The organism is Massilia sp. Dwa41.01b, from assembly GCF_014171775.1.
Lineage (GTDB): Bacteria > Pseudomonadota > Gammaproteobacteria > Burkholderiales > Burkholderiaceae_D > Telluria.
Genome location: NZ_CP050454.1, coordinates 3,658,597 through 3,680,417 on the forward strand (window position 1 = coordinate 3,658,597; position 21,821 = coordinate 3,680,417).

At 66.6% G+C, this 21,821-nt stretch carries 21 protein-coding genes and 6 pseudogenes; 7 read left to right on the forward strand and 20 right to left on the reverse strand.

Features of this window, described 5'->3' with window-relative positions; all coding sequences use genetic code 11:
• Nucleotides 1-248: 248 nt before the first annotated feature.
• The 4 genes from G4G28_RS16770 to G4G28_RS16780 all read left to right on the forward strand — a co-directional run bounded on the left by G4G28_RS16770 (nt 249) and on the right by G4G28_RS16780 (nt 3,502).
• The gene (locus tag G4G28_RS16770) at nt 249-1,688 is read left to right on the forward strand and encodes a pitrilysin family protein (RefSeq protein WP_229425147.1); all 1,440 of its coding nucleotides are present in this window, start codon (nt 249-251) and stop codon (nt 1,686-1,688) included.
• 11 nt (nt 1,689-1,699) lie between these two features.
• Complete coding sequence (locus G4G28_RS26640) at nt 1,700-2,020, forward strand: hypothetical protein (protein WP_229507691.1); 321 nt, start codon at nt 1,700-1,702, stop codon at nt 2,018-2,020.
• Complete coding sequence (locus tag G4G28_RS16775) at nt 1,942-3,150, forward strand: pitrilysin family protein (RefSeq protein WP_229507692.1); 1,209 nt, start codon at nt 1,942-1,944, stop codon at nt 3,148-3,150. The genes G4G28_RS26640 and G4G28_RS16775 overlap by 79 nt, the downstream gene beginning before the upstream one ends.
• Before the next feature lie 103 nt (nt 3,151-3,253).
• Nucleotides 3,254-3,502 carry a hypothetical protein gene (locus tag G4G28_RS16780; protein WP_182989131.1) on the forward strand — a complete coding sequence of 83 codons (249 nt, stop codon included), beginning with the start codon at nt 3,254-3,256 and terminating at the stop codon, nt 3,500-3,502.
• Between the two features lie 9 nt (nt 3,503-3,511).
• Here G4G28_RS16780 and G4G28_RS16785 read toward each other — a convergent pair whose 3' ends face one another.
• The 18 genes and pseudogenes from G4G28_RS16785 to rpsO form a co-directional block, all read right to left on the reverse strand.
• Nucleotides 3,512-4,237 carry a hypothetical protein gene (locus tag G4G28_RS16785; protein ID WP_202033852.1) on the reverse strand — a complete coding sequence of 242 codons (726 nt, stop codon included), beginning with the start codon at nt 4,235-4,237 and terminating at the stop codon, nt 3,512-3,514.
• 342 nt (nt 4,238-4,579) lie between these two features.
• The gene (locus tag G4G28_RS16790; RefSeq protein WP_183107610.1) at nt 4,580-5,209 is read right to left on the reverse strand and encodes a hypothetical protein; all 630 of its coding nucleotides are present in this window, start codon (nt 5,207-5,209) and stop codon (nt 4,580-4,582) included.
• Between the two features lie 175 nt (nt 5,210-5,384).
• Nucleotides 5,385-5,600: pseudogene (locus G4G28_RS29385) on the reverse strand (cytochrome P450); the annotation flags it as partial.
• Between the two features lie 58 nt (nt 5,601-5,658).
• A pseudogene (locus G4G28_RS29390) lies at nt 5,659-6,126 on the reverse strand (cytochrome P450); the annotation flags it as partial.
• 106 nt (nt 6,127-6,232) lie between these two features.
• A pseudogene (locus G4G28_RS29395) lies at nt 6,233-6,616 on the reverse strand (cytochrome P450); the annotation flags it as partial.
• Nucleotides 6,532-7,032 (reverse strand): helix-turn-helix domain-containing protein, encoded by a 501-nt coding sequence (locus G4G28_RS16805; RefSeq protein WP_183107612.1) that lies wholly within the window; start codon nt 7,030-7,032, stop codon nt 6,532-6,534. The pseudogene G4G28_RS29395 and the gene G4G28_RS16805, both read right to left, overlap by 85 nt.
• The gene (locus G4G28_RS16810) at nt 6,975-7,574 is read right to left on the reverse strand and encodes a DUF6597 domain-containing transcriptional factor (RefSeq protein ID WP_183107613.1); all 600 of its coding nucleotides are present in this window, start codon (nt 7,572-7,574) and stop codon (nt 6,975-6,977) included. Before G4G28_RS16810 ends, G4G28_RS16805 begins: the two co-directional genes overlap by 58 nt.
• A 95-nt stretch (nt 7,575-7,669) precedes the next feature.
• The gene (locus G4G28_RS28525) at nt 7,670-7,930 is read right to left on the reverse strand and encodes a response regulator (RefSeq protein ID WP_308600863.1); all 261 of its coding nucleotides are present in this window, start codon (nt 7,928-7,930) and stop codon (nt 7,670-7,672) included.
• A gap of 241 nt (nt 7,931-8,171) precedes the next feature.
• Nucleotides 8,172-9,071, reverse strand: a pseudogene (locus tag G4G28_RS28530) (histidine kinase dimerization/phospho-acceptor domain-containing protein); the annotation flags it as partial.
• A 208-nt stretch (nt 9,072-9,279) separates the two neighbouring features.
• A pseudogene (locus G4G28_RS28535) lies at nt 9,280-9,576 on the reverse strand (response regulator); the annotation flags it as partial.
• 23 nt (nt 9,577-9,599) lie between these two features.
• A complete protein-coding gene (locus G4G28_RS16820; RefSeq protein ID WP_183107614.1) occupies nt 9,600-10,931 on the reverse strand; it encodes a sensor histidine kinase in 1,332 nt (443 codons plus the stop codon).
• A complete protein-coding gene (locus G4G28_RS16825) occupies nt 10,928-11,959 on the reverse strand; it encodes an ATP-binding SpoIIE family protein phosphatase (RefSeq protein WP_183107615.1) in 1,032 nt (343 codons plus the stop codon). Before G4G28_RS16825 ends, G4G28_RS16820 begins: the two co-directional genes overlap by 4 nt.
• A pseudogene (locus G4G28_RS16830) lies at nt 11,947-12,415 on the reverse strand (anti-sigma regulatory factor). Before G4G28_RS16830 ends, G4G28_RS16825 begins: the two are co-directional and overlap by 13 nt.
• The gene (locus tag G4G28_RS16835; protein ID WP_182989141.1) at nt 12,412-12,771 is read right to left on the reverse strand and encodes an STAS domain-containing protein; all 360 of its coding nucleotides are present in this window, start codon (nt 12,769-12,771) and stop codon (nt 12,412-12,414) included. The pseudogene G4G28_RS16830 and the gene G4G28_RS16835 overlap by 4 nt, the downstream one beginning before the upstream one ends.
• Before the next feature lie 15 nt (nt 12,772-12,786).
• Nucleotides 12,787-13,653 carry an STAS domain-containing protein gene (locus tag G4G28_RS16840; RefSeq protein ID WP_182989142.1) on the reverse strand — a complete coding sequence of 289 codons (867 nt, stop codon included), beginning with the start codon at nt 13,651-13,653 and terminating at the stop codon, nt 12,787-12,789.
• 215 nt (nt 13,654-13,868) lie between these two features.
• Nucleotides 13,869-15,059 (reverse strand): hypothetical protein, encoded by a 1,191-nt coding sequence (locus G4G28_RS16845; protein WP_183107616.1) that lies wholly within the window; start codon nt 15,057-15,059, stop codon nt 13,869-13,871.
• Nucleotides 15,060-15,205: 146 nt separating this feature from the next.
• Entirely contained in the window at nt 15,206-17,308 is a 2,103-nt protein-coding gene (gene pnp / locus G4G28_RS16850) for a polyribonucleotide nucleotidyltransferase (protein ID WP_182989144.1), read from the reverse strand.
• Nucleotides 17,309-17,508: 200 nt separating this feature from the next.
• Nucleotides 17,509-17,778 carry a 30S ribosomal protein S15 gene (rpsO, locus tag G4G28_RS16855; protein ID WP_182989145.1) on the reverse strand — a complete coding sequence of 90 codons (270 nt, stop codon included), beginning with the start codon at nt 17,776-17,778 and terminating at the stop codon, nt 17,509-17,511.
• 195 nt (nt 17,779-17,973) lie between these two features.
• Here rpsO and G4G28_RS16860 point away from each other — a divergent pair, with 195 nt between their 5' ends.
• The 3 genes from G4G28_RS16860 to G4G28_RS16870 all read left to right on the forward strand — a co-directional run bounded on the left by G4G28_RS16860 (nt 17,974) and on the right by G4G28_RS16870 (nt 19,314).
• Nucleotides 17,974-18,459: an outer membrane protein assembly factor BamE gene (locus G4G28_RS16860; protein WP_229425151.1), complete on the forward strand. Its 486-nt coding sequence runs from the start codon at nt 17,974-17,976 to the stop codon at nt 18,457-18,459.
• Nucleotides 18,460-18,536: 77 nt separating this feature from the next.
• On the forward strand, nt 18,537-18,941 hold the full coding sequence (locus tag G4G28_RS16865) for a hypothetical protein (protein ID WP_183107617.1): 405 nt from the start codon (nt 18,537-18,539) through the stop codon (nt 18,939-18,941).
• A complete protein-coding gene (locus G4G28_RS16870) occupies nt 18,934-19,314 on the forward strand; it encodes a hypothetical protein (RefSeq protein WP_183107618.1) in 381 nt (126 codons plus the stop codon). The genes G4G28_RS16865 and G4G28_RS16870 overlap by 8 nt, the downstream gene beginning before the upstream one ends.
• A 34-nt stretch (nt 19,315-19,348) precedes the next feature.
• On the opposite strand, the gene pssA is transcribed toward G4G28_RS16870, so the two are convergent.
• Together pssA and G4G28_RS16880 are read right to left on the reverse strand one after the other, a co-directional pair.
• A complete protein-coding gene (gene pssA, locus G4G28_RS16875; protein ID WP_182989148.1) occupies nt 19,349-20,200 on the reverse strand; it encodes a CDP-diacylglycerol--serine O-phosphatidyltransferase in 852 nt (283 codons plus the stop codon).
• A gap of 470 nt (nt 20,201-20,670) precedes the next feature.
• A complete protein-coding gene (locus G4G28_RS16880; protein WP_182989149.1) occupies nt 20,671-21,438 on the reverse strand; it encodes an SIMPL domain-containing protein in 768 nt (255 codons plus the stop codon).
• Nucleotides 21,439-21,821 lie beyond the last annotated feature (383 nt).

Below are 21,821 nucleotides of genomic sequence, written 5' to 3' on the forward strand. Positions count from 1 at the left end.
GCATTATGACAACCGCCCCCTTGCGGCGCGCGCAAATGCGACAGACTGCAGAATTGGCGGACCAGACGACAGAAACGGCGCCGGAATCCGTCGTCTTACCTTTCTCTACACTAACATGCATACGTAAAAAATTACTTTTTAGCATGCCGCTACGCTAAGATGGATGACGCCGCGCGTTCGCCGTTGCGGCCGTTTTTCGACTCAACCCATTATTCGACTCAGCTCTATTTCCGAGGTCATCAATGCGCATGCGCCAACTTCCCGCCCTGCTGGCCGGGCTCAGCCTCTCGGTGTCAGCGGTATCCGCGACACCTTCCGCCACGCCTTCGGCTGCACCTTCGGCCGCCAGCGACCGCTGGGACCTGCCCGTCCACACCAAGAAACTCGACAACGGCCTGACCGTGATCGTCACCGAAGACCATAGCTCGCCGACCGTCGGCGTCTCGGTCGTCTACCACGTCGGCATGCGCCTCGAGCCGAAGAACCGCACCGGCTTCGCCCACCTGTTCGAACACCTGATGTTCCAGGGCACGCCGAACGCGCCGAAGGGCGTCTTCGACAAGACGATCACCGGCGGCGGTGGCCGCAACAACGGTTCGACCCGTCCCGACTTCACCAACTACATCGAGACCGCACCGGTTTCCTCGCTCGAGCCGATCCTGTGGCTGGAAGCGGACCGCATGAAGACGCTCGACTTCAACGCCGCGACGCTGAAGAACCAGCAGGACGTGGTCAAGGAAGAAATCCGCGTCAACGTGAAGAACCAGCCCTACGGCGGCTTCATGTGGATCGACATCAGCCAGCATGCGTTCCAGAAGTGGGAAAACAACCATGACGGCTACGGCAGCTTCGAGGACCTCGAAGGCGCCAGCCTGGAAGACGTGCGCAGCTTCCACCGCGACTACTACGGTCCGAACAACGCCGTGCTGGCCATCGCCGGCGACGTGACCCCGGCCCAGGGCTTCGCACTGGCCCAGAAGTACTTCGGCGGCATCAAAGCCCGTCCGGTGCCAAAAAGCGGCGACTTCTCCGAGCCGCTGAACAAGGCCGAAAAGCGCATCGAGCAAAGCGACGCGCTGGCCCAGGTGCCGGCCGTGGCCGTGGCCTGGAAGGTGCCGGAACGCGGCAGCCGCGACCAGGCACCGGTGGCCGTGCTGGCCGAACTGCTGGCCGGCGGCGACGCGTCGACCATGTACCAGGGCCTGGTCAAGGGCCGCGAACTGGCGCTGAACGTCGACGCGCTGTTCGGCCTGGTGAGCCCGTGGGAATACGGCGGCCCGACGCCGCTGACCATCTACGCGATGTACAAGCCCACCACCAACGCCGACGCCATCCTGGCGGCGATGGACGAGGAAATCGCCAAGGTCGTCAAGGACGGCGTCGACGATGCAACCTTGAAGCGCGTGAAGACGCGCATGCTGGCCGACTGGAACAACGGCCTGGAAAGCTTCATCAACCGCGCCGATACCGTCGCCCGCCTGCAGACCATCTGGGGCGACGCGAACGTGGTCAACAAGATCCCGGGCTGGATCGAGGGCGTGACTTCGCAGGACCTGCAGCGCGTGGCCGCCACTTACCTGGTCAAGACCAACCGCACCGTCATCGACCGCAAGCCGGCAGCCAAGCCGGCGCCTGCGGCACCTTCCACCACGCCAGCTGCCGCAACGGCCGCCGGCGACAAGAAATAAGGAGCGCATCGATGAACAAACTGATGCTGACACTGGCGATCTCGATGATGTTCGCCCCCGCCGCCTTTGCCGCGCCTGCCGCCGATGAAGCACAGTCCAGCGCGAAAGCCGCCGCACCGGCAGCCAAGCTGGCCGCCATGCCCGCCTACGGCAAGGACAAGCCGATCCCGACCCCGAAGATCGCCAAGAAGACCCTCGCCAACGGCATGACCGTCTGGGTGGTGCCGCGCCGGGCCTGCCGCGCGTCGACTATGTGCTGGCCGTGCGCGGTGCCGGCTTTGCCGCCGACGACAGCGCCCATCCCGGCTTTGCCAACCTGCTCGCCGGGATGATCAACGAAGGCAGCGCCAAGCGCGATTCGCGCGCGATCGCCGAAGCGGCCCGGGGCATGGGCGGCTCGGTGGCCGCCGGCCCGGCGTCGGACGGCATCGTCGTCCAGGCCAATGCGCTCGCTTCGCAGGCTGGCCCGATGATGGCGCTGCTGGCCGAAGTGGCGCGCACGCCGAGCTTCCCGGAAAAGGAAGTCGAACTGACCAAGGCCAACGCGCTGCAGCAGCTGCGCGCCGCCGAGGCCACGCCGCGCTTCCGCGCCGAGCGCGCCATCAGCCAGGCCGTGTACGGCCAGCACCCCTACGGCCACACCCAGCCGACCGCGGAAGCGATCACCTCGACGACGCGCGAGATGATGGTGACCGAACATGCGAAGCGCTTCCGTCCCGACCGCGCGCTGCTCGTGATCACCGGCCGCATCAGCGAGGCCGAGGCGATGAAGCTGGCCCAGGCTGCGTTCGGCGACTGGAAGGCCGAAGGCGCGGCACTGGCCGACGTGGCGGCCCCGAGCCAGCCCGCCAGGCCGGCGCGCATTTTGCTCTCGCGCGCAGGCAGCGTGCAGTCGACCATCCGCGTCGGCGGCCCCGGGATTGCCGCCAGCGCCGACGAGCAGGTGCCGCTGCGCCTGGCCAGCACCATCCTCGGCGGCGGCTTCTCGAGCCGCGTGAACATCAACCTGCGCGAGCAAAAGGGTTATACCTATGGCGCCTCGGCCGGCGCACGCATGAACCGTGCGGGCGGTGCCATCGTCGGCGGCGCCGATGTGCGCAACGAAGTCACGGGTGCGGCCCTGCTTGAATACCTCAACGAGTACAAGCGCATCGGCAGCGAGATGGTGCCGGCGGACGAAATGACGATGAACAAGCGTTATGTCGCCGGCGGTTACCTGATCAGCAACCAGCTGCAGGGCGCGGTGGCCGGCACGCTGGCGCAGAACTGGCTGGTCGGCCTGCCGGCGGAATTCCTCGGCCAGTACGTGCCGCGGATCCAGAAGGTCAGCCCGCAGCAGGTGCGCGACGTGTCGAAGAAGTACTTCGCGCCGGAGTCGCAGTCGATCGTCGTGGTTGGCGATCCGCAGGCAGTGAGCGCCCAGCTCAAGCAGTTCGGCGAATTCACCGTCACGGAAAAGTAAGGCTCGTTTTGCTCCCTTCGAACGCCCGCCTCGCGCGGGCGTTTTTCGTTGAGGCGTCGGCAAGCAAGGGTAGAATACGGCTTTTGCCCCCTCCCCTGCCGCCATGGAACCGCTCGACCAACGTTATCTCGTCCAACAGAACAAGCTTGCCGACGACGGCAGGAAGCCGCCCGTGTTTGCCAAGGTCATGCGCAGCAAGGAAGGCAAGTTCGAGGGCGTCTCCTTCATCCGCAACAAGGAAAAGGCCACGGTCATGACGATCGAAGAGGCGCAGGAAGTGATCGACTGGGCCAACCGCAAGAAGGAAAACGCGCGCGAGTACGCGACGAAAATCATCTGCCTGGGCCAGTAAACAGGCCCGCTACTGCAGCATCGCCAGCGCTGGCCGCCCGCGCAAACCGGCAAGCACTGTCCGCACCGGCAAATGGCAGGCCAGGTCGGTGTTCGTATGGTGCCAGGCTTGCGCCGGGCGCACCTCCACGGTGATCGCCGGGTCCGAATTCATCGCGCCGAACCAGTCGAGTTCTCCCATCACGTCGATGATGCGGCGGTAGCGCGGCGGCATGGCAATGGCCGCCGAGATCGTGACGATCGCGGTCTCGGCCAGGTCGCCGTCCATCCCTGTGCCCTGGAGCGCATACAGCGCTTCCGAAATCACCAGGTTGCCCTTCGAATGCCCGGTCAGGAGGGCGAAGCGGAAACGCCGGTCGGCCAGCAGCTGGCACAGTGTGCGCGTGTCCAGGCTGGTACGCGCCAGGTTGAAGGGCCGCGGATGGGTGATCTCGAAGGCGGTGCCGCGCGTCAGGTCGTCGAACTGCTCGAACAGATGGCGCACGCGGTTGAGCGTGCCGAACCAGTACCAGCCGCCCGCCGCTTCGGCGAGCATGTCGGCCAGGCCGTAGCCGGATACCAGCGCCGCCACCGGCTCGCCGAACGCGTCGGCCACGTTGCGCGCGAACGCCGCCGTTCCCAGCGCCGAACTGCCGACGCCGGCCACCGCGAGGATGCGCATGCCGGTTCCGCCGCTGGCGGCGAAGTCCTCGATATCGGGACAGATGCGCAGACGCCCGGCCTGCGATGGTGGCACGATCAGGAGCGCTCCCCTCGCGCGCCAGCCAGGGCGCGACGGCAGCCGCCTCGGCAGGCGTGATCACGCCGATGTCGTAGAACAGCGCGTCGAGCGTGGTGTTGCGGCGCCGGTAGCCTTCGAGCACCGCTTCGCGCCAGGGCGCCTTGGCCTGCACCACCTCGGCCGCGGAATTGCGGCGCAGCTGCGCCGATGCGAGCACGAGCGGCGTGCTGTTCCTGCCTGCGTCTGCCATGACGGTCCCCTGGTCGTTGCGGGCCATGGCAATCCGCGGGCCCGTTCGCTTAAGAGCCGGGCGCCGGCCGAAAGTTCACGGCCGCGCTCCCGGCGGGCTGCGCGTCCTCAGGGCAGGAAGCCGCGCAGGTTGTCCAGGTAAGCGTCGGGGATGACGACCGGATACAGCAGGCCGCCAAAGGCCGCCAGGATCAGTCCGGCCACGACAAGGCCCAGCACGGCGCCGGCCTGTCCCATGCGTACGCGCGTTGCGGCAACGACGCGCCCGCGCACCAGCAGGTGCAGCGCGCCGGCCAGGTGGACGAACAGCGCCAGCACCGCCAGGCCATAGTAGGGCACGAAGAAAAAATGGAAAGGCGCCAGGTGCAGGCCGGCCGCGGCGTAATGGAAGTTGGTATCGAGCTTGAACACGAAGCGCCCCGCCAGGACCGAGGACACATGCACCAGCAGGAAGAAGGCCAGGTAGGCGCCCGAAACCGCCTGCATGCGCAGGAAGGGCGGCATCGGCCCGCCGCGGCGGCGCAGCAGGAATGCCAGGCCCGTCCCCACCTGCACCAGCACGCAGGCCAGCAGCAGCGCTTCGACGGCCGGCACCCGGGTCAGGCCACGCACCGCGTCCATGAAGGCGATGTGGCTGGCGACGCCGTCCAGCGCGGCGAGATGGTTCGCCAGGTGCACCAGCGCATACAGCGCCAGCACGATGGCGCTGCCGCGATGGACGCGGCGCAGGCCGTTCATGAGGGCGGCGTGGAAAGGACAGGCCCCCTGCGCCCGCTGCGGCAGCGCGAACTGGCACCGCTGCCGGCTGCCCGCTCGACACGCGCCGTTCCAGCAGCAGGCGCAGCCCGCCGGCCGGCCGCATCGTCACGCCCATGCGCGGCACCGGGACATCCTGGCCCGGCGCCGGGCGCAGGGTGAAGCGCTGCAGCAGCATGGCCAGCGCCAGCGTCATCTCGACCGTGGCGAAGCTGCTGCCGATGCAGACGCGCGGGCCGGTACCGAAGGGCAGGTAGGCGCCGCGCGGAATGCCTTTCGCCGCCTCGCCAGGAAAGCGGTCGGGGTCGAAGTGCTCCGGTTGCGTAAACCAGCGCGCGTCGTGATGCGGCAGCACCGACAGGATCGAGACCACTCCCCTGCGGCACCAGCCAGTCGCCGATGCGGACGTCGCGCGTGGCGCGGCGCGCCAGCACGCCTGGCGAGGGCGAATACAGGCGCATCACTTCCTTCACGACGCTGCCGAGACAGGGCAGTTCCGCAACATCCTGGTAACCGGGCACGCGATTGCCGAGCACCCGGTCGACTTCCTCCGTGGCACGCGCCGCCACGTCGGGATGCGCGGCCAGCGCCCAGCCGGCCCGGGTCAGCGCCGCCGCCGTGGTCTCGTGGCCGGCCAGGAAGGTCGTCATCAGCTGGTCGCGCACGCCATCGTCGCCGAGCATGGCACCGCGCTCCTCTCCCTCCCCTTCCTCGTCGCTTGCCGCCAGCAGCATGCCGAGCAGGTCGTCGCCCAGGTCCGGCGCGGCGCGGCGGCGCCCGATGTGGGCACGCACCAGGTCGTCCAGCAGGGCCAGCGCCGCGCGCTTCTCGTTGCGTCCCGGGTAAGGCAGCCAGCCGGGCAAGGCGAAGGGCAGGGAACATCTCGCGGTAGCCGGCATCGACCAGCGTGCGCACGGCGCGCTCGACTTCGCGCGTACCGATGCCGTGGTCCGCGTCGGCAAAGCGGGCGCTGAACATCGTGCGCAGGATGACGTCCGCGGCCAGCATGTTCATCGTGTGCTCGAAGTCGACCGCGCCGCCGGGCAGCGCATCGAGTGTGCCCGCGATACCGTCCGTCATCCGTCCCGCGTAGGCATCGAAGCGCCGCGGATTGAAAGCCGGCTGCAGCATGCGGCGCTGCCGGCGCCACTCTTCTCCCTCGGAGACGAGCACGCTCTGGCCGTGCAGCTGGGCCAGGATCTCGACGTGACGTTCCCAGCGCACGAAGGCGTCCGCCTCCTCGACCAGCACCGCGCGGATCTGGTCCGGATGCCGGAACGAGTAATAGGGAATGTGGCCCAACTTCACGTACACGGCGTCGCCATGGCGCGCATGCTCATCGCGCCAGAAGCCGAGGAAGTCGCGGCCCATGCGGCGCAGGCTGCGCATGCCGAAGGCGTGGTCACGCGGGCCGGGGGCCGTGTCGTCGGGGGTGTCGTCAAGCGGGTCGTCAGGTGTGTCTTCATCAAGGGGAGCTCCAGTCGGTAGATCCAGTCGGCTTCTTCCAGCGCGACGTCGCGCGCGAGCTGCATCGGCGTGCGTCCGGTCTGGGCCTTGCAATCGCGGACCATGTGCGACTGGTCCGCGTAGTCGTTGGCGAGCGCGTGGTCGGCCATGTCGACCTTGCGCCCGGCGAAGTAGGCGCGTTGCGCAAGCAGGAAGCTGCGCTGGCCACGCCACAGGCGCAACGTGGTCTGGAGGCTGGCGCCGGCCTGGCGCAGCGCCACCCGCTGCAGCTGGCGCGGGCCTACCCCAAGGAGTTTGCTGGCCAGCGCCAGCGTGAGCCGGCCGCCGAGGCGGCGCATGCGCGTCCAGACCGGCAGCGCCGCGGCCTGGCCGTGGCGGGCGACGAAGTCCTCGATGGCGCGGCGGCGCGCGTCGTCGTCGCCCGCCGCGAATACGGCGTCAAGCAGTGCCGGGCATGCACGGGCAGCACCTCGAGGGCGTCGACGAAACGGTTCTGCAGCGCCGCGAGGTCGACCCCGAACAGCGCATGAAAGGCATCCGGGTAGAACATGGCGATGAAGGCGTGCACGTCTCCCTCGTTCTCGCTGGCGAAAGGCGCCGTCTGGCAACCGCCGACCGCGCAGCGCGCGACCGGCCGGCGCACGGTATCGCCGCCATGCGCGACGATGTCGACGCGGCCGTCAAGGAACCAGTTGATCGAACAGTAGGCGCCGGCCGGAAAGCGGTTCAGGCGCGCCGCCCCTTCCAGGTCACAGCCGCGCGCATCGCGGGCGATGAAGGCATAGACGAAGCCGGCCGCGCCGGCGCCGGGCAGCCAGATGCGGGTGACTGGTGAGCGCAGGCTCGGACGGGCGGCGTGGAAAGCGGTCGGATGGCGCATGAAGCCATTCTAACCGTGTCAGCAAGGCAATATAGAACAAAGGCGACATGGCCGCCCTCGCTTGCCCCCATCCACCCAAGCGTCTGGGAACAGCTTCAGAGCAAGGGGCGGCCAGGCGCGCTAGCCGCGCAGCGCCTTTCCAGGTCTTCCAGCTCGGCCGGCTTGACCAGGTGCGCATCGAAGCCCGCCTCCAGCGCGCGGCGGCGGTCTTCGGGCGAGCCGTAGCCGGTGTGCGCGACCAGGCGGATATGGCGCAGCTGCGGATGCTGCTTCAGCATGCGCGCCAGCTCGTAGCCGTCGGCGCCGGGCAGGCCGATGTCGAGCACGATCACCTGCGGCTTGTGCTCGAGCGCCATCGCCTCGATGCGGTCCGGCGTCGAAGGTGGTCCAGGTTTCGTGCCCCATCTCGGCCAGCAGGAAGCCCATCATCTCCATCGCGTCGACATTGTCGTCGACCAGCAGCACGCGCAGGCCGGCGGCGCTGCCCGTTTCCGGTTGCGCCTCGCTGTCGGCGCAGTCGTTGCGGCTGGTGCGCAGCACCGGCAGTTCGGCCGTGAAGGTGCTGCCCATCCCGATGCCGGGGCTTTCGGCGCGCAGTTCGCCGCCATGCATCTCGAGCAGGCGCGATACCAGCGACAGGCCGATGCCCAGGCCTTCGGGTGCGCGGTCCGGCGGCACCGCCGCCTGCGCGAACATGCCGAAGATGCGCGGCAGGTTGTCCTCGGCGATGCCGATGCCATTGTCGCGCACGTCGATGCGCACACTGTCGCCGTCCGGGTGACTGCCAGGCCGATCTCGCCGCCCTTGGGCGTGAACTTGGCGGCATTGTGCAGCAGGTTGCCCACCGATTGCGCCAGGCGCACCGGGTCGCCCGCGATCCACACCGGCAATCCGGCTGCTGTACCGGAGATGGTGCTCGCGCGCGCCGATCAGGGGCGCGGCGGTCTCGATCGCCTGGGCGATGACGGCGCCCAGGTTGACCTCTTCGCGGCGCAGCACGATCTTGCCTTCCGAGATGCGGGCGACGTCGAGCAGGTCGTCCACCAGGTGCGCCAGGTGGTCGACCTGGCGCAGGATGACTTCGCGCGCCCGCGCCTGGCGCTCGGATCCGCTGTCGGCCGTCACGCCCAGCAGCGCGGCCGCGTTGCGGATCGGGCTCAGGGGATTGCGCAGCTCGTGCGCCAGCGTGGCGAGGAACTGGTTCTTGTTGGCGTCGGCCGCGCGCAGCAGCGCTTCCATTTCGCGGCGCGCCGAGATGTCGCTGGTGACGCGGGCCACGCGATAGACCTCGCCACGGAAGTTACGCACCGCGAACAGGCGGTCGCGCACCCAGCGTGTGGCGCCGTCGGGCAGCACGAGGCGGAATTCCTCGTCGTAGTGCGGCTGGGTCGCCAGCGCGGCCCAGCGCCCCTGCATGCGGGCGCGGTCGTCCGGGTGGACGGCGTCGAGCCAGCTGGCATGCTGGCGCCGCAGCGAGTCGACGCTGCGGCCCCAGATGGCGGCGTGGTCGGGCTGACATCCCGAGCGCGCCGTCCGGCGCCGAGAACATCCAGAACACGTCCTCGATGTTGTCCGTCAGCTGGCGAAACCGCTCCTCGCTCTCGCGCAGCTCGTCCTGGGTCTGGCGCATGCGCAGCAGCGCGTTGACGTTGGCGATCAGCTCGTCGGCTTCGATGGGCGCGGCCAGGTAGTTGTCGGCGCCCCCTTCCAGGCCGCGGATCTTGTCGGCGCGCCCGGTCAGCGCGGCGGAGGTCTGCAGCACCAGCACGCAGTTGGTGTCGGGATCGGCCTTGATGCGCCGGCACACCTCGATGCCGTTGATGTCGGGGAGTTTGACGTCCAGCAGCACCAGCGCCGGGTCTTCCTCGCGCACCATCGCCAGCGCGTCGGTGCCGCTGGACGCCTCGAGCACCCGGAAACCGGCACTTTGAAGGATGCGTGTCTTGGCGTAGCGGGCGCCGTCGTTGTCGTCGACGTTGAGGATGAGTGGATTGACAGTCATGGTTCGGCTTTGTCGGGCGCGGCTCAGGAATCGAGGTGCGGCGGATGGGGGAAGCGACGCGGCAGCGTCAGCGTGAAGGTCGAGCCGACGCCGGGACGGCTGGTGACGTCGACGCGCCCGCCCAGCAGTTCGGCCAAACGCCGGCACAGCGGCAGGCCCAGGCCCGTGCCCTTGCTGCGCCGCTGCAGGGGATTTTCCACCTGAGTGAATTCCTCGAAGATCAGCTGCAGGTGTTCGGCATCGATGCCGATGCCGGTGTCGGTCACGGCAAAGGTGATCGTACCGGGCGCCTCGTCGGCGCTGGCAACCACGCGCACCGAGCCGCGCTCGGTGAACTTCAGCGCGTTCGAGATGAAGTTGCGCAGGATCTGGGACAGCATGCCTTCGTCGGAGTCGAACGGCGTGTCGATGCCGCCGTTGTCGAACACCAGCTCGACGCGTTCGGCATCGACCAGCGGGCGCATCATCCCGCGCAGGGCGCGGAACAGGTTGTCGACCACCACCGGCGCCGGCTGGGCTTCCACCCGGCCCGCTTCGATCTTGGCCAGGTCGAGCAGGTCGTTGACCATCTCCGACATCTCGGTGGCGGTGCGTTCGATGAACAGCACCTGGCGTTCCTGCTCGGGCGTGAGCTCGCCGTCCATGCGGTCGAGCAGGAGCTTGGACAGTGCCCGGATCGACGACAGCGGCGTGCGCAGCTCGTGGCTGGTATTGGACAGGAAGCGCGACTTCATCTCGTCGGCGCGGCGCAGGCGCTCGGCCTTGTCCTCGATCTCGGCATACAGCGCGACGATGCCGCGGTTGGTGTCTTCGAGTTCGCGCGTGAGCGAAAGCAGGTCTTCCTGGCGCTCGCGCAGTTCGGCCAGGGTCTCGACCAGCTCGCGGTTCTGCTGCTGCACTTCCCCGAACGAGTTGGCAACCGGCGTCGCCGCCAGCTCGGCGGCGATTTGCGCCAGCCGCGCCGCGCCCACAGCTTGCTGGGGCGGCAGCGTCTTGCGCATCCGTATCGCCGGCTCGTCCGCGCCGCCACCGGAACAGGCGTCCATCAGGCGGTGCGCCGTCACCACCGCGGCATCGGCGAGCGCGGCCGCTTCGCTATAGGGCGGCGGGACGCACGAAGCCGACACCGTCACCTCGAGCTGCTGGCGCGCGTGCTCGTCCAGCAGGGCAAACGTGACCCGTGCCGCCGCCCCGCCGTGGCAAGCCGCGCGCGCCACTTCCGACACCGCGGTGGCGATGCGCACCTGGTCCTGCTTGGTGAAACCGAGCACCATCGACACCTGGCGTGCGCGCTGGCGCACCAGCACCACGTCCATGTCGCGTTCGACCGCCACGACGAGGATGCGCTGGCTCATGCGCGCCTCGCGCGGCGGCGCACGACGAGCACCATGGCATCGTCGCGGCGGCGGATGAAGTCGCGCATCAGCACCGCGGCCACCAGCGCCGGACTGCGCGCGAGCAGGCCCGGGTATTTGTCCAGGTCCCACTGGGTCTGGATGCCATCCGAGTGCAGGATGCACAGGGCGCCCGGCGGGCATGGCACCGAAAACTCCTGCACCTTGCGCATGTTGTGGCCGACGATGCCGTTGTGCGAGACCAGCGCACGGCGGCTGTCGCCGTCGATCACATAGGCGCCGATATTGCCCACGCCGGCAAAGCGGATGGTGTCATGTTCGAAATCGATGCGGGCGGCCGCCAGCGCGGCGCCGCGCGTGACACGCAACGCATGGTGCGCGGCCTCGACCAGGGCCCCCGGTTCCGATTGCGGACGGTGCGCCAGTTCCGCCAGCGCGGCCCGGGAAGCCGCGGCCGCGTCCGGCCCATGGCCGAGGCCATCGGCGGCGAGCAGGGTGGCGCCGGTCGGGCCGCAGGATACGCCCCAGCCATCGCCGCACTCGTCTTCGCCGGCCAGCGGCACGGTCAGGGCGCCGACATCGACCCGGCACAGCCCGGGACCGGCCTCGTCGCGCCACAGGCGCATGAAGAACAGGGCCCCGTTGCCGGGCACGGACCAGACGTCGAACTCGTCGGACAGGCGTCCGAGCGCGCCCAGGCCGGTGCCTGCCGTGCCCGCCGTCGACATGCCGTCGCGCAGGCAGGCATCGAGGTCGGCGATGCCGGGGCCGTTATCGACAGCGAGCACGTCGACACCGGGCACGCCTTCGGACTGCGCCACGTTCAGGTAGAGCGTGCCCTCGCCCGCATGCTTGAGCAGGTTGGTGCCGGCTTCGGTGACGATCAGCGCCAGCGCGCCGGCCCGGGTCTCGCTGAAACCGAGGTTCGTGGCCAGCCTCTGGCCGGCGCGGCGCGCCGCCGCAATGTCGCTGGCGTGCACCACAGGGAAGCTCAGCTGGGTGTCGCGCGAAGTAATCAGCGTTTCCATTTCACGACCGCGATCGCGGTTCCCTCTCCCGTGCGGGTGTCGATGGCGAATTCGTCGACCAGGCGCTTCGAGCCGCCCAGTCCCAGGCCCAGGCCGCCGCCGGTGGTGTAGCCGTCGCGCAGCGCCAGGTCGAGGTCGGGGATGCCGGGGCCGGCATCGACGAACACGAGGCCGACACCGCTACGCAGGCCGTCGACGAGCTTGTCGAGGTGGACGGCCCCCGCCGCCGCCATACTTGATGACGTTACGGGCCAGTTCGCTTGCCGCGGTGATCAGCTTGGTCTGGTCGACCAGCGACAGGCCGATGGCGACGGCGCGTTCGCGCACGTGCCTGCGCAGCCCGACGACGTCCTCGTCGCCACGCAGCGGCAGGCTCGCACGCTCGACGCGGTAGCGCGCATGATGGTCGAGCAAGTGGGTGTCGAACGCAACTGCGGAATCAGTCGCTGAACTCATCTATTCAGGTTCTTTCCGAGCAGGGCCATGCCTTTCTCGACGTTCAAGGCGGTTTTCACGCCGTGCAAGGTCAGCCCCAGCTCGACCAGGGTGATGGCCACCGCCGGCTGCATGCCGACGACGACGGTCCGCGCGTCGAGCACGCGGGCCATGGCCGCGGTATTGCTGATCATGCGTCCGATGAAGGAATCGACCAGGTCGAGTGCCGAGATGTCGATCAGCACACCCTTGGCGCCATCGCGCACGATACGCTCGGTCAGGTCGTCCTGCAAGGTCATCGCCAGGCGGTCGTGCATGTCGACCTGGATGGTGACCAAGAGCAGGTCGCCCATCCTCAGGATAGGAATGCGTTCCATGTCGTTCCGCTTCGATCAGTGCTTGTTGGTGACGACAACCGAGGTGCCGGTACGCTCGAGCGCTACCAGGAACGCGTCGGCCAGGGTCGCCTTGGTGACCACGTCTTCCAGGTTCACGCCCAGGTGCACGATGGTCTGCGCGATCTGCGGACGGATGCCGCTGATGATGCAGTCGGCGCCCATCAGGCGCGCGGCGGCGATGGTTTTCATCAGGTGCTGGGCAACCAGGGTGTCGACCATCGGCACGCCGGTGATGTCGATGATGGCGATCACGGCGCCGGTGTCGACGATCTTTTGCAGGATGTTTTCCATCACCACCTGGGTACGGGCCGAGTCGAGCGTGCCAATCAGCGGCAGCGCCAGGATGCCGTTCCACAGCTTGACGACCGGGGTCGACAGTTCCAGCAGCTCCTGCTGCTGGCGCACGATGATCTGGTCCTTGGCCTTCTGGAACACCTCGATCGTGTACAGGCCGAGCTTGTCGAGCAGCATGCTGATCGACCAGGATGCGGCGGCCAGCGCGCCGGCGTCGTCGCCCAGGCCGGCAGCCATCTGGCTGAACAGCGCCTGCTTCAGCGAAAAGACGAAGGTCGCCGTTTCGCTCGGCGTGGAACCGGTCTTGGCACGGTTCGACGAAATCTCGGCCAGCAGGTCGCGCGCTTCATCCCACGAACGGTGCTCGATGTTTTCCAGCTCGCCGGCACGGGTCGCCTGGGCGAACACCGACAGGAACTGCTGGCAATGGGTACGCAGCTGCTCCTTCGCGCTGGCGCTGCCGCGCATGGTCAGCGCTTCCAGCTGTGCAATCCACTGCGAACCGATCTCGGCTTCGTGTTCGGAGATGAGCTGGCTGATGCGGGCGGCGTTGTCCTTCGTGGTCATCGATTCGTTCCTTGCGTCGTCGGTAGAGGGAGTGCTGCCCGAATCGCACACGAGCAGTTCCAGATTAAAGAATTATTAACTATAACACTTCTTGCCCTGGATTCACGTGACACTTCAGCCGTGCGCGGGTAGCGCGCCATGCGGCGGGCATGAAAAAAACGCCGGGCTCGCGCCTCGGCGGTTCCTTGTAAAGCCGGGTTCGGCGCAGCCCTTTGTCACAGGCCCAGGCTGGCCAGCTCCGGGAAGCGCGACACGCGGTAGCGCACTGGATAGGTGTCCGGCTCCGGCGTCATCAGGTGCCCTGCCGCTGCCACGACCTGCTCCCAGCCCACGATGCCGGCGTGGTGGCCCTTGCCCCCCTCGTCCAGGCGCCCGAACGCGACCCGGTCGGCGCAAGGCAGCAGCGTCTCCACTCCCTCGGTCCAGACCGTTACGCTGAACAGGCGTTCGTCGTCGCCCTTGTAGAGCATGTAGCTCGCCACGAACAGGTCGACGCCCTCCTTCTCGTAGTGCTGGTCGAGCAGGTGCTTCTGGTCGGCATAGTCTTCCTGCAGCGCCTTGCGCCGCAGGTCATCCAGGGCGCGCGCGACCTCCTCGTCCTCGGGCACGAAGCGCTCGGCGCGGCCATCGATGAACGCGTACATCACCGTCGACACGCGCCGTCCTTCATCGTCGATCGCCATGCCGGCGCAGCGCACCAGCTCGAGCAGGTCCTCTTTCGTGCGCGAGGCCGAAAGCAGCATGCGCCCGCGCGTGGGAATCATCGCCACCGGCTGCGTGCCGGCCACGCGGTGCACGAGGTCGGGCAGCAGCAGCCTGGACGAGTCGTAGGCATCGTTCCAGTCGCTGGCGAACAGGGCCGGCGATATCTGGACGAATTTCTCGGCGCCGAGGTCGCGCAGGTTATCGAGCGCAACCGCGTTCGCCTCGGCGACCGCCACACCCCATTCGACGAGCTGCCCGGCGCCGAGCACGTGCGTGACGTGTTCGCTGTCGTAGGCCAGCATCAGCACCGTATCGTCGCTGAAGGCGGTCGTGGCAAAGCCGCCCTCGGCGCCGCCGCGTGGGGGCGCAGGTCCGAGGCCGGCCGCCTGCTGAAAGGCGCGCGTGCGCAGTACCGGCAGCAGGTTGCGCCGGGCCGCGGCGAAGGATGCGGGAATCTCGTTACGAACGAACAGATTGGCATACTTGGCCATCACGTTCGCCCGTCCGGCACGGCTTGCCTGGCAGTAGTCGTGATAGTAATTGTGCAGGTTGACGACGTTATCGCTGCCCATGAGGATGCGGAAATTCGCTTCGTCGAACTCCATGGGGCCGTCGAATCCGCGCTTCCTGGCTTCCTTCATGACGATGTCCGCGAATGCGGCGGGAGTTGGTTTGCGCTTGAAAAAGTCCAGGATTCCCACGGCGTGCTCCGAAATGACGATAGCCCGGCAGTCTAGTGGCTTGCCGCACCGCCGTCCATCGAAGCATGGCAAAAACAAAAAACCGCCAGGCTCACGCACTGGCGGTTTTTGGTTTCAACAGCGGCAGCACCGCTTGCGAAGACTGGTTACTGCGCCGCGCCTTCCACAGGATCGGCAGCCTTCATCGACAGCTTCAGGCGGCCGCGCTCGTCGGTCTCGAGGACCTTCACGCGCACTTGCTGGCCTTCCTTGAGGTAGTCGGCGACGGCGTTCACACGCTCGTTGGCGATCTGCGAGATGTGCAGCAGGCCGTCCTTGCCAGGCATGACCTGCACGATGGCGCCGAAGTCCAGCAGTTTCAGCACGGTGCCGTCGTAGGTCTTGCCCACTTCGACCGATGCGGTCAGTTCTTCGATGCGGCGCTTGGCTTCCTGGCCGGCGGCAGCGTCGACGGACGCGATGGTCACGACGCCTTCGTCGGTGATGTCGATCTGGGTGCCGGTCTCTTCGGTCAGCGCGCGGATGACGGCGCCGCCCTTGCCGATGACGTCACGGATCTTGTCCGGGTTGATCTTGATCGTGATCAGGCGTGGTGCGAAGTCCGACAGTTCGGTCTTCACGCTCGGCACGGCCTTCTGCATCTCGACCAGGATGTGCTGGCGGGCTTCCTTGGCTTGCGCCAGCGCCACCTGCATGATCTCCTTGGTGATGCCCATGATCTTGATGTCCATCTGCAGGGCGGTGATGCCCGCGGTGGTACCGGCGACCTTGAAGTCCATGTCGCCCAGGTGGTCTTCGTCACCCAGGATGTCGGTCAGGACGGCGAACTTGCCGCCTTCCTTGATCAGGCCCATGGCGATGCCGGCGACGTGCGCCTTCATCGGCACGCCGGCGTCCATCAGTGCCAGGCAGCCGCCGCAGACCGATGCCATCGACGAGGAACCGTTCGATTCGGTGATTTCCGACACCAGGCGCACCGAATAGCTGAACTCTTCAGGCGATGGCAGCGCTGCAACGAGTGCGCGCTTGGCCAGGCGGCCGTGGCCGATTTCGCGGCGCTTCGGGGTGCCCACACGGCCGGTTTCGCCGGTGGCGAACGGAGGCATGTTGTAGTGCATCATGAAGTCGTCGGTGTACTCGCCCATCAGCGCGTCGATCTTCTGGCTGTCGCGGGCGGTGCCGAGGGTGGCGATGACCAGCGCCTGGGTTTCGCCGCGGGTGAACAGGGCCGAACCGTGGGTACGCGGCAGCACGCCGGTACGGATAGCGATCGGACGCACGGTGCGGGTGTCGCGGCCGTCGATGCGTGGCTCGCCGTCCAGGATCTGCGAACGCACGACCTTGGCTTCCATGTCGAACAGGATGTTGCCGACTTCGGCCGCATCGGCGCTGACGCCCTGCTCGGCCAGCTGGGCCATGACTTCCGACGACAGCGATTTGAGCTTCTGCTGGCGCGCCGACTTTTCGCGGGTCTGGTAGGCGTCGCGGATCTTTTCCGAGGCCAGCTGGGCCACCTGGCCGATCAGGGTTTCGTTCTTGGCTGGTGCGCTCCACTCGACTTCCGGCTTGCCGCCTTCTTCGACCAGGGCGTGGATGGCGTCGATGACGGCGCGCATCTGCTCGTGGCCGAAGACGACCGCGCCCAGCATGACTTCTTCGGACAGCTGCTGCGCTTCGGATTCGACCATCAGCACGGCCGTTTCGGTACCGGCGACGACGAGGTCCATCTGCGAGGTCTTGAGCTGGGTGGTGCTCGGGTTCAGGATGTACTGGCCGTTGGCGTAGCCGACGCGGGCGGCGCCGATCGGGCCATTGAACGGGATGCCGGCGACGCACAGGGCGGCCGAGGCACCGATCATCGCAGGGATGTCCGGATCGATTTCAGGATTGACCGACAGTACGTGGATGATGACCTGGACTTCGTTCAGGTAGCCTTCCGGGAACAGCGGACGGATCGGACGGTCGATCAGGCGCGAGGTGAGGGTTTCCTTTTCGGAAGGACGGCCTTCGCGCTTGAAGAAACCGCCCGGGATTTTACCGGCAGCGTACGTTTTCTCGATGTAATCGACGGTCAGCGGGAAGAAGTCCTGGCCTGGCTTCGCGTCTTTCTTCGCGACGACGGTAGCGAGCACGACGGTGTCTTCGACGGACACCATGACGGCGCCGCTTGCCTGACGGGCGATTTCACCAGTTTCCAGGGTGACGGTATGTTGGCCGTACTGGAAGGTTTTCGTAACTTTATTAAACATGGGTAATCCCTTTCTATTTGCCGACAGATTTTCAGGGGCTGTCGTTCACCTCTCACCACGCACGGCCAACGAAGTTCCCGCCAAGGGCGCCTCGCAGGCCGCTTATTGCCTTACAAAAACAACAAACGCGCAAACAAAAAATGCCCGCGACAGTCAAACTGACGCAGGCATTTCTTTGACTAAACCGTCTGGCGCAAAAATTACTTACGCAGGCCGAGTTTGGCGATCAGGTCACGGTAACGATTTGCATCCTTACGCTTCAGGTAAGCCAGCAGGCTCTTACGACGGTTGACCATCATGATCAGGCCGCGGCGCGAGTGGTGGTCTTTCTGGTGGGCCTTGAAGTGGCCGTTCAGTTCGTTGATGCGTGCGGTCAGCAGTGCGACCTGGACTTCCGGCGAACCGGTATCGTTCTGGGCACGTGCGTTATCCGCGATGATCGCGGACTTGTTGATGTTTTCTACGGTCATGATGTTACCTTTCACATGCGGTGCAAGAGTCGGAACCCAGCGCACCGTGATTATGTTAAAAAAACCTGCCCTTGCGGACAGACCCGCCAGTATATGCGAAAACGGTGGGCGCCACCAGCCTTTGCGAAGGGTTGGCGGCCGCATCCTGGGTTGTCGATGTGTTTTCGGGGGCGTTTCATGCAGAACCTGACAAGAATGGCAATACTATGCGGCGCGTTGGCCCTGGGCGGCTGCAGCGCGCCGCTCTTCCGCCAGGCACCGGCCGTGGGCGATCCGGTCGCCAGCGTCACCGCGAAGATGGGGCAGCCGACCAACGTGTATCCGCTGCCCGATGGCCAGCTGTTCGAATACGCCACCGGACCGATGGGCCAGTTCACCTGGATGGCGCGCATCGGCGCCGACGGCCGGCTGCAGTCCTATGAACAGGTGCTCACTGGCGAGAAGTTCGCGGCCATCAGGATCGGCAAGGCCACCAAGGACGAGGTGCTACGCACTGTCGGGCGCCCCGCGGAGCATTCGCGCGTGGCCTCGCACGACTACGAAGTGTGGTCCTACCGCTACCGCGAGGCGGGCGTATGGAATTCGCTGATGCACGTGCACTTCGACGCGCACGGCGTGGTGCAGCAAATGCTCAACGGCCCGGACCCGTTGTTCGAAGTGCGCGACAGGAACATGTGGTGAGCCAAGGTTCTTGCTCTATGCAATTTTTTACATATGCATGATCTAAAGGGCAACAACGGCACGTATACTGCCGTGCCATGAACCTGGCACACCCATCGCCGCAAAAACAGCGCTACCTGGCCGGCATCGGCGTCTCGCTGGCTGTCCATGGCCTGCTGATCTCGCTCTGGCAACTGTCGAAGCCACCCCGCGTCCATGAGAACAGGGCGGAGACCGCCATGCTGCTGCGCCTGATACCGGCGCCGCTGCGTGACCAGAGCGTGCAGCGCACCCCTGCCCTGCCCGCCTCGCCCTCGACGGTCCAGGGGCGGGCGAGGCCCGCAGCCGCGAACACGCCCGCTACAGGAAGACCCGCAGCCGGTTGCGATCGCGCCAGACACGTCGGCGGCGTCCGCGCTACCCCCGCCAGCAGCGCCAGAACCGGTGGCGCCCACCGCGCCGGGCGGCAGCGTCCTCGACAGGGCACGCGCCGCCGTGGGTGACATCGACCGCGACCTGCGTAGCGAACGCCCGCGGCGCGGCATCGAAGCGCCGATCGAGACGAAGCAGATGAAGCTGGAACGAGGGATTGCCCGGGCTGCCGAGCTGGCGCCGAACCGCTGGTACCAGGCAGCGAAAACCGAGGAAATCCTCGACCCGGGCGGCTATGGGCGCAAGCGCTACCGCGTGGTGGGCGCCGCGGGTACCTATTGCGTCACCTACGAATCGCACCATGCACCGGACGGCATCGATTCGATGAGCCGCGGCCTGAAGCCGAAAATCACCAGCTGCGAGGAAAGCGAACAGCCGGCAAGGTCCCAGAAATGGAACGACGCGCCCCCGCCCTCGACCCGGCGTCCGCCGCTACGGAACTAGCAAACGCGCCGCTCCACCGGGAGCGGCGCGGCATTTACGCAACCGGCTCGTCGTCGGTCGGGATGATCGATACTTTCTTGCCGCGCGCCCGCTGCAGCACGAACACGACATAGCCCGACAGGCCATAGACGACGAAGATCGGCCACAGCACCTTCGGCGGATCGATCGCCACCAGCGCGAAGCCCAGCGCGATCAGGAACACGACGATGAAGGGCACCGACTTCTTGAAGTTGACGTCCTTGAAGCTATAGAAGGGCACGTTCGAGACCATCGTCAGGCCGGCGAACACGGCGATGCCCCAGCTCACCCAGTCCACCTGGCGCGCGCTGACGTTGATGTCCGGGTCGATCATCATCATGATGAAGCCGACCACCAGCGCGGCCGACGCCGGGCTGGGCAGGCCCTGGAAGAAGCGCTTGTCGACCACTTCGATATTCGTGTTGAAGCGCGCCAGGCGCAGCGCGGCGCCCGCGCAATAGACGAAGGCCGCGATCCAGCCGAGTTTCCCCAGCCCCTTGAGCGACCACTCGTAGATCACCAGCGCCGGCGCGGCGCCGAAGGAGACCATGTCCGACAGCGAGTCGTACTGGGCGCCGAATTCCGACTGGGTATTGGTCAGGCGCGCAATGCGTCCATCGAGGCCGTCGAGCACCATGGCGACGAACACGGCCCAGCAGGCGTACTCGAAGCGGTGGTTCATTGCCATCACGATCGCATAGAAACCGCAGAATAGGGCCCCGGTCGTGAAGGCATTCGGCAGCAGGTAGATGCCGCGCCCGCGCGGTCCTTGCTTGTCCTCGGCGCGGCGGCCGAAGCGCCTCAGGCGGGAGAAACGTGGCGTCCGGGGCGCACCTGCGGTTTTCTTGCGTCGTGGGAAGGCTGGCATAAAGTTCCGTATTCAAATGTTCGCGCAACAGCGCCGTTCTCCGCATTATAGAGGCGGGAACGGCTTGTTAGCGAACGGATACTATTGGAACCTCATCGGAAACGCTCCAGGCGCGCGGCCAGGACGCCGGGGCTGGCCAGGAAAGCCCGGCGCCTGCTCCATGCTGGTCATGTACGCCATGCTTTGTTCGTTCCGACGCCAATGTGGCGGCGCTTACTCTTCCGGGAATGATGCACAGACCTTTAGGGTGGGCGGCTCCACCCCTTCGGCTAGCGAACCGGCAAGGCTGGTGCCGCCCACGCGTTCAACCAGCCGGCGATTCGTCGCGAGGTTTCATAGTGTGCTTGCACGCGTGGGCGGCATTCCAGCAGCGGGCGGGCACGCGTTCGGGTTTAGCCGCCCCCCCTACAGTTCTGTGCATCGTTCCTGGAAGACGTCGTCTTTACTGACTGGCATCATGCGCCTGCCGCTCAGCGGAACTTCACCTTTCCCACCAGGCGCATCTGCAGCGTCGTATCGCCGGGCTCGAAGCTCGGTTCCGGCATCTCCCCGCCCCGCGCCCTTGCCTTCATTTCGGGTGCCGCCATCATCGCCATGTCGTTGCGGCCGCCGCCGTAGTTGCCGGAGGCCTCGAAGTCCACCGTCTCGAGCACGGCCTCGCCGGGCTGGCGTCCCATGGCGCGCGCGATCGAGACGATGCGTTCGTTCAGGTTGCGATAGGTCTCGTTGATGCGCCGGTCGTCCAGCATTTTTTCGCTGGCCGGACTGAGGCCGAACTCGATGCCGTCGATCGCCAGCACTTTCTGGGCGGCCGCCGCCATTTTCGGCAGCCCCTCCAGGTTCAGGGTTTTTACCTGCAGGTACTGGCCCACGCGCCAGCCGATCGGCACCGGTTTCAGGGGCGCGCGGCCGGCAGGCAGCGGTTCGACCGGCGGCTCAGGATACACGGGGTAGGTGAAATAGCCCTGGGTTTTCAGTTCCGCCTTCGGATCGAGGCGGCGCACGATCTCGGTGCCCTCCTTCATCTTCCGGTTCACGCGCGCCGCGGCGGCGTTCTTGTCCTTGTCGTGCTCTTCGACGATGAACATGAGGGTCGCCTGGTCGTTGGCGGCGCGCACTTCGCCCACCGCCGGGACGATTACCAGGGTGCCGCTAGTTGCCGGCGCCGTCTGCGCGCCCACCGGGGCGTGGGCGGCCAGCACCAGGGCCGCGATCAGGAAGGTTCTTGGAAGGGACATGTTTTCTCCTTGTTGGTCATGCGGGACAGGCATGACTTATACGATACCGCTCCCGCAACTTCCATCGTGTTTTTGTAATGGAAAGTTGCAAAAGCGTGCGAACGGAGAAAACGGCGCATGCCGATCACGACACACGCGCAGGGCAGCGGCGGGCCGGCGAGCCGCCGATACCCGCACGACAGGCTACTTGAACTTCACCTTGCCGACGACGTCTATTTCCACCGTCGGACGAGACGTTTTTTCTCCATATAAATAATGCAAATTTGCATCATCCATATCTTATCGCCATGGCGACGCCTGTCGGGCTTTTTGTTGGGAACATCGCATTGCCGCCATGCCGATTTCATATCGCTTACGGATTGCCTTCGACTGGCGTGATCGCA

What these genes read in the sequence shown, in the direction of transcription:
- G4G28_RS28525 (WP_308600863.1), bottom strand. Translation starts at nt 7,930, where the DNA reads ATGGCGCTCGAGCACAAGCCGCAGGTGATCGTGCTCGACATCGGCCTG.
- G4G28_RS16880 (WP_182989149.1), bottom strand. Translation starts at nt 21,438, where the DNA reads ATGTCCCTTCCAAGAACCTTCCTGATCGCGGCCCTGGTGCTGGCCGCC.
- pnp (WP_182989144.1), bottom strand. Translation starts at nt 17,308, where the DNA reads ATGTTTAATAAAGTTACGAAAACCTTCCAGTACGGCCAACATACCGTC.
- G4G28_RS16810 (WP_183107613.1), bottom strand. Translation starts at nt 7,574, where the DNA reads ATGCGCCATCCGACCGCTTTCCACGCCGCCCGTCCGAGCCTGCGCTCA.
- G4G28_RS16790 (WP_183107610.1), bottom strand. Translation starts at nt 5,209, where the DNA reads ATGAACGGCCTGCGCCGCGTCCATCGCGGCAGCGCCATCGTGCTGGCG.
- pssA (WP_182989148.1), bottom strand. Translation starts at nt 20,200, where the DNA reads ATGCCAGCCTTCCCACGACGCAAGAAAACCGCAGGTGCGCCCCGGACG.
- G4G28_RS26640 (WP_229507691.1), top strand. Translation starts at nt 1,700, where the DNA reads ATGAACAAACTGATGCTGACACTGGCGATCTCGATGATGTTCGCCCCC.
- G4G28_RS16860 (WP_229425151.1), top strand. Translation starts at nt 17,974, where the DNA reads ATGGCAATACTATGCGGCGCGTTGGCCCTGGGCGGCTGCAGCGCGCCG.
- G4G28_RS16770 (WP_229425147.1), top strand. Translation starts at nt 249, where the DNA reads ATGCGCCAACTTCCCGCCCTGCTGGCCGGGCTCAGCCTCTCGGTGTCA.
- G4G28_RS16835 (WP_182989141.1), bottom strand. Translation starts at nt 12,771, where the DNA reads ATGGAACGCATTCCTATCCTGAGGATGGGCGACCTGCTCTTGGTCACC.
- G4G28_RS16780 (WP_182989131.1), top strand. Translation starts at nt 3,254, where the DNA reads ATGGAACCGCTCGACCAACGTTATCTCGTCCAACAGAACAAGCTTGCC.
- G4G28_RS16865 (WP_183107617.1), top strand. Translation starts at nt 18,537, where the DNA reads ATGAACCTGGCACACCCATCGCCGCAAAAACAGCGCTACCTGGCCGGC.
- G4G28_RS16840 (WP_182989142.1), bottom strand. Translation starts at nt 13,653, where the DNA reads ATGACCACGAAGGACAACGCCGCCCGCATCAGCCAGCTCATCTCCGAA.
- G4G28_RS16805 (WP_183107612.1), bottom strand. Translation starts at nt 7,032, where the DNA reads ATGCGCCGCCTCGGCGGCCGGCTCACGCTGGCGCTGGCCAGCAAACTC.
- G4G28_RS16825 (WP_183107615.1), bottom strand. Translation starts at nt 11,959, where the DNA reads ATGGAAACGCTGATTACTTCGCGCGACACCCAGCTGAGCTTCCCTGTG.
- G4G28_RS16820 (WP_183107614.1), bottom strand. Translation starts at nt 10,931, where the DNA reads ATGAGCCAGCGCATCCTCGTCGTGGCGGTCGAACGCGACATGGACGTG.
- rpsO (WP_182989145.1), bottom strand. Translation starts at nt 17,778, where the DNA reads ATGACCGTAGAAAACATCAACAAGTCCGCGATCATCGCGGATAACGCA.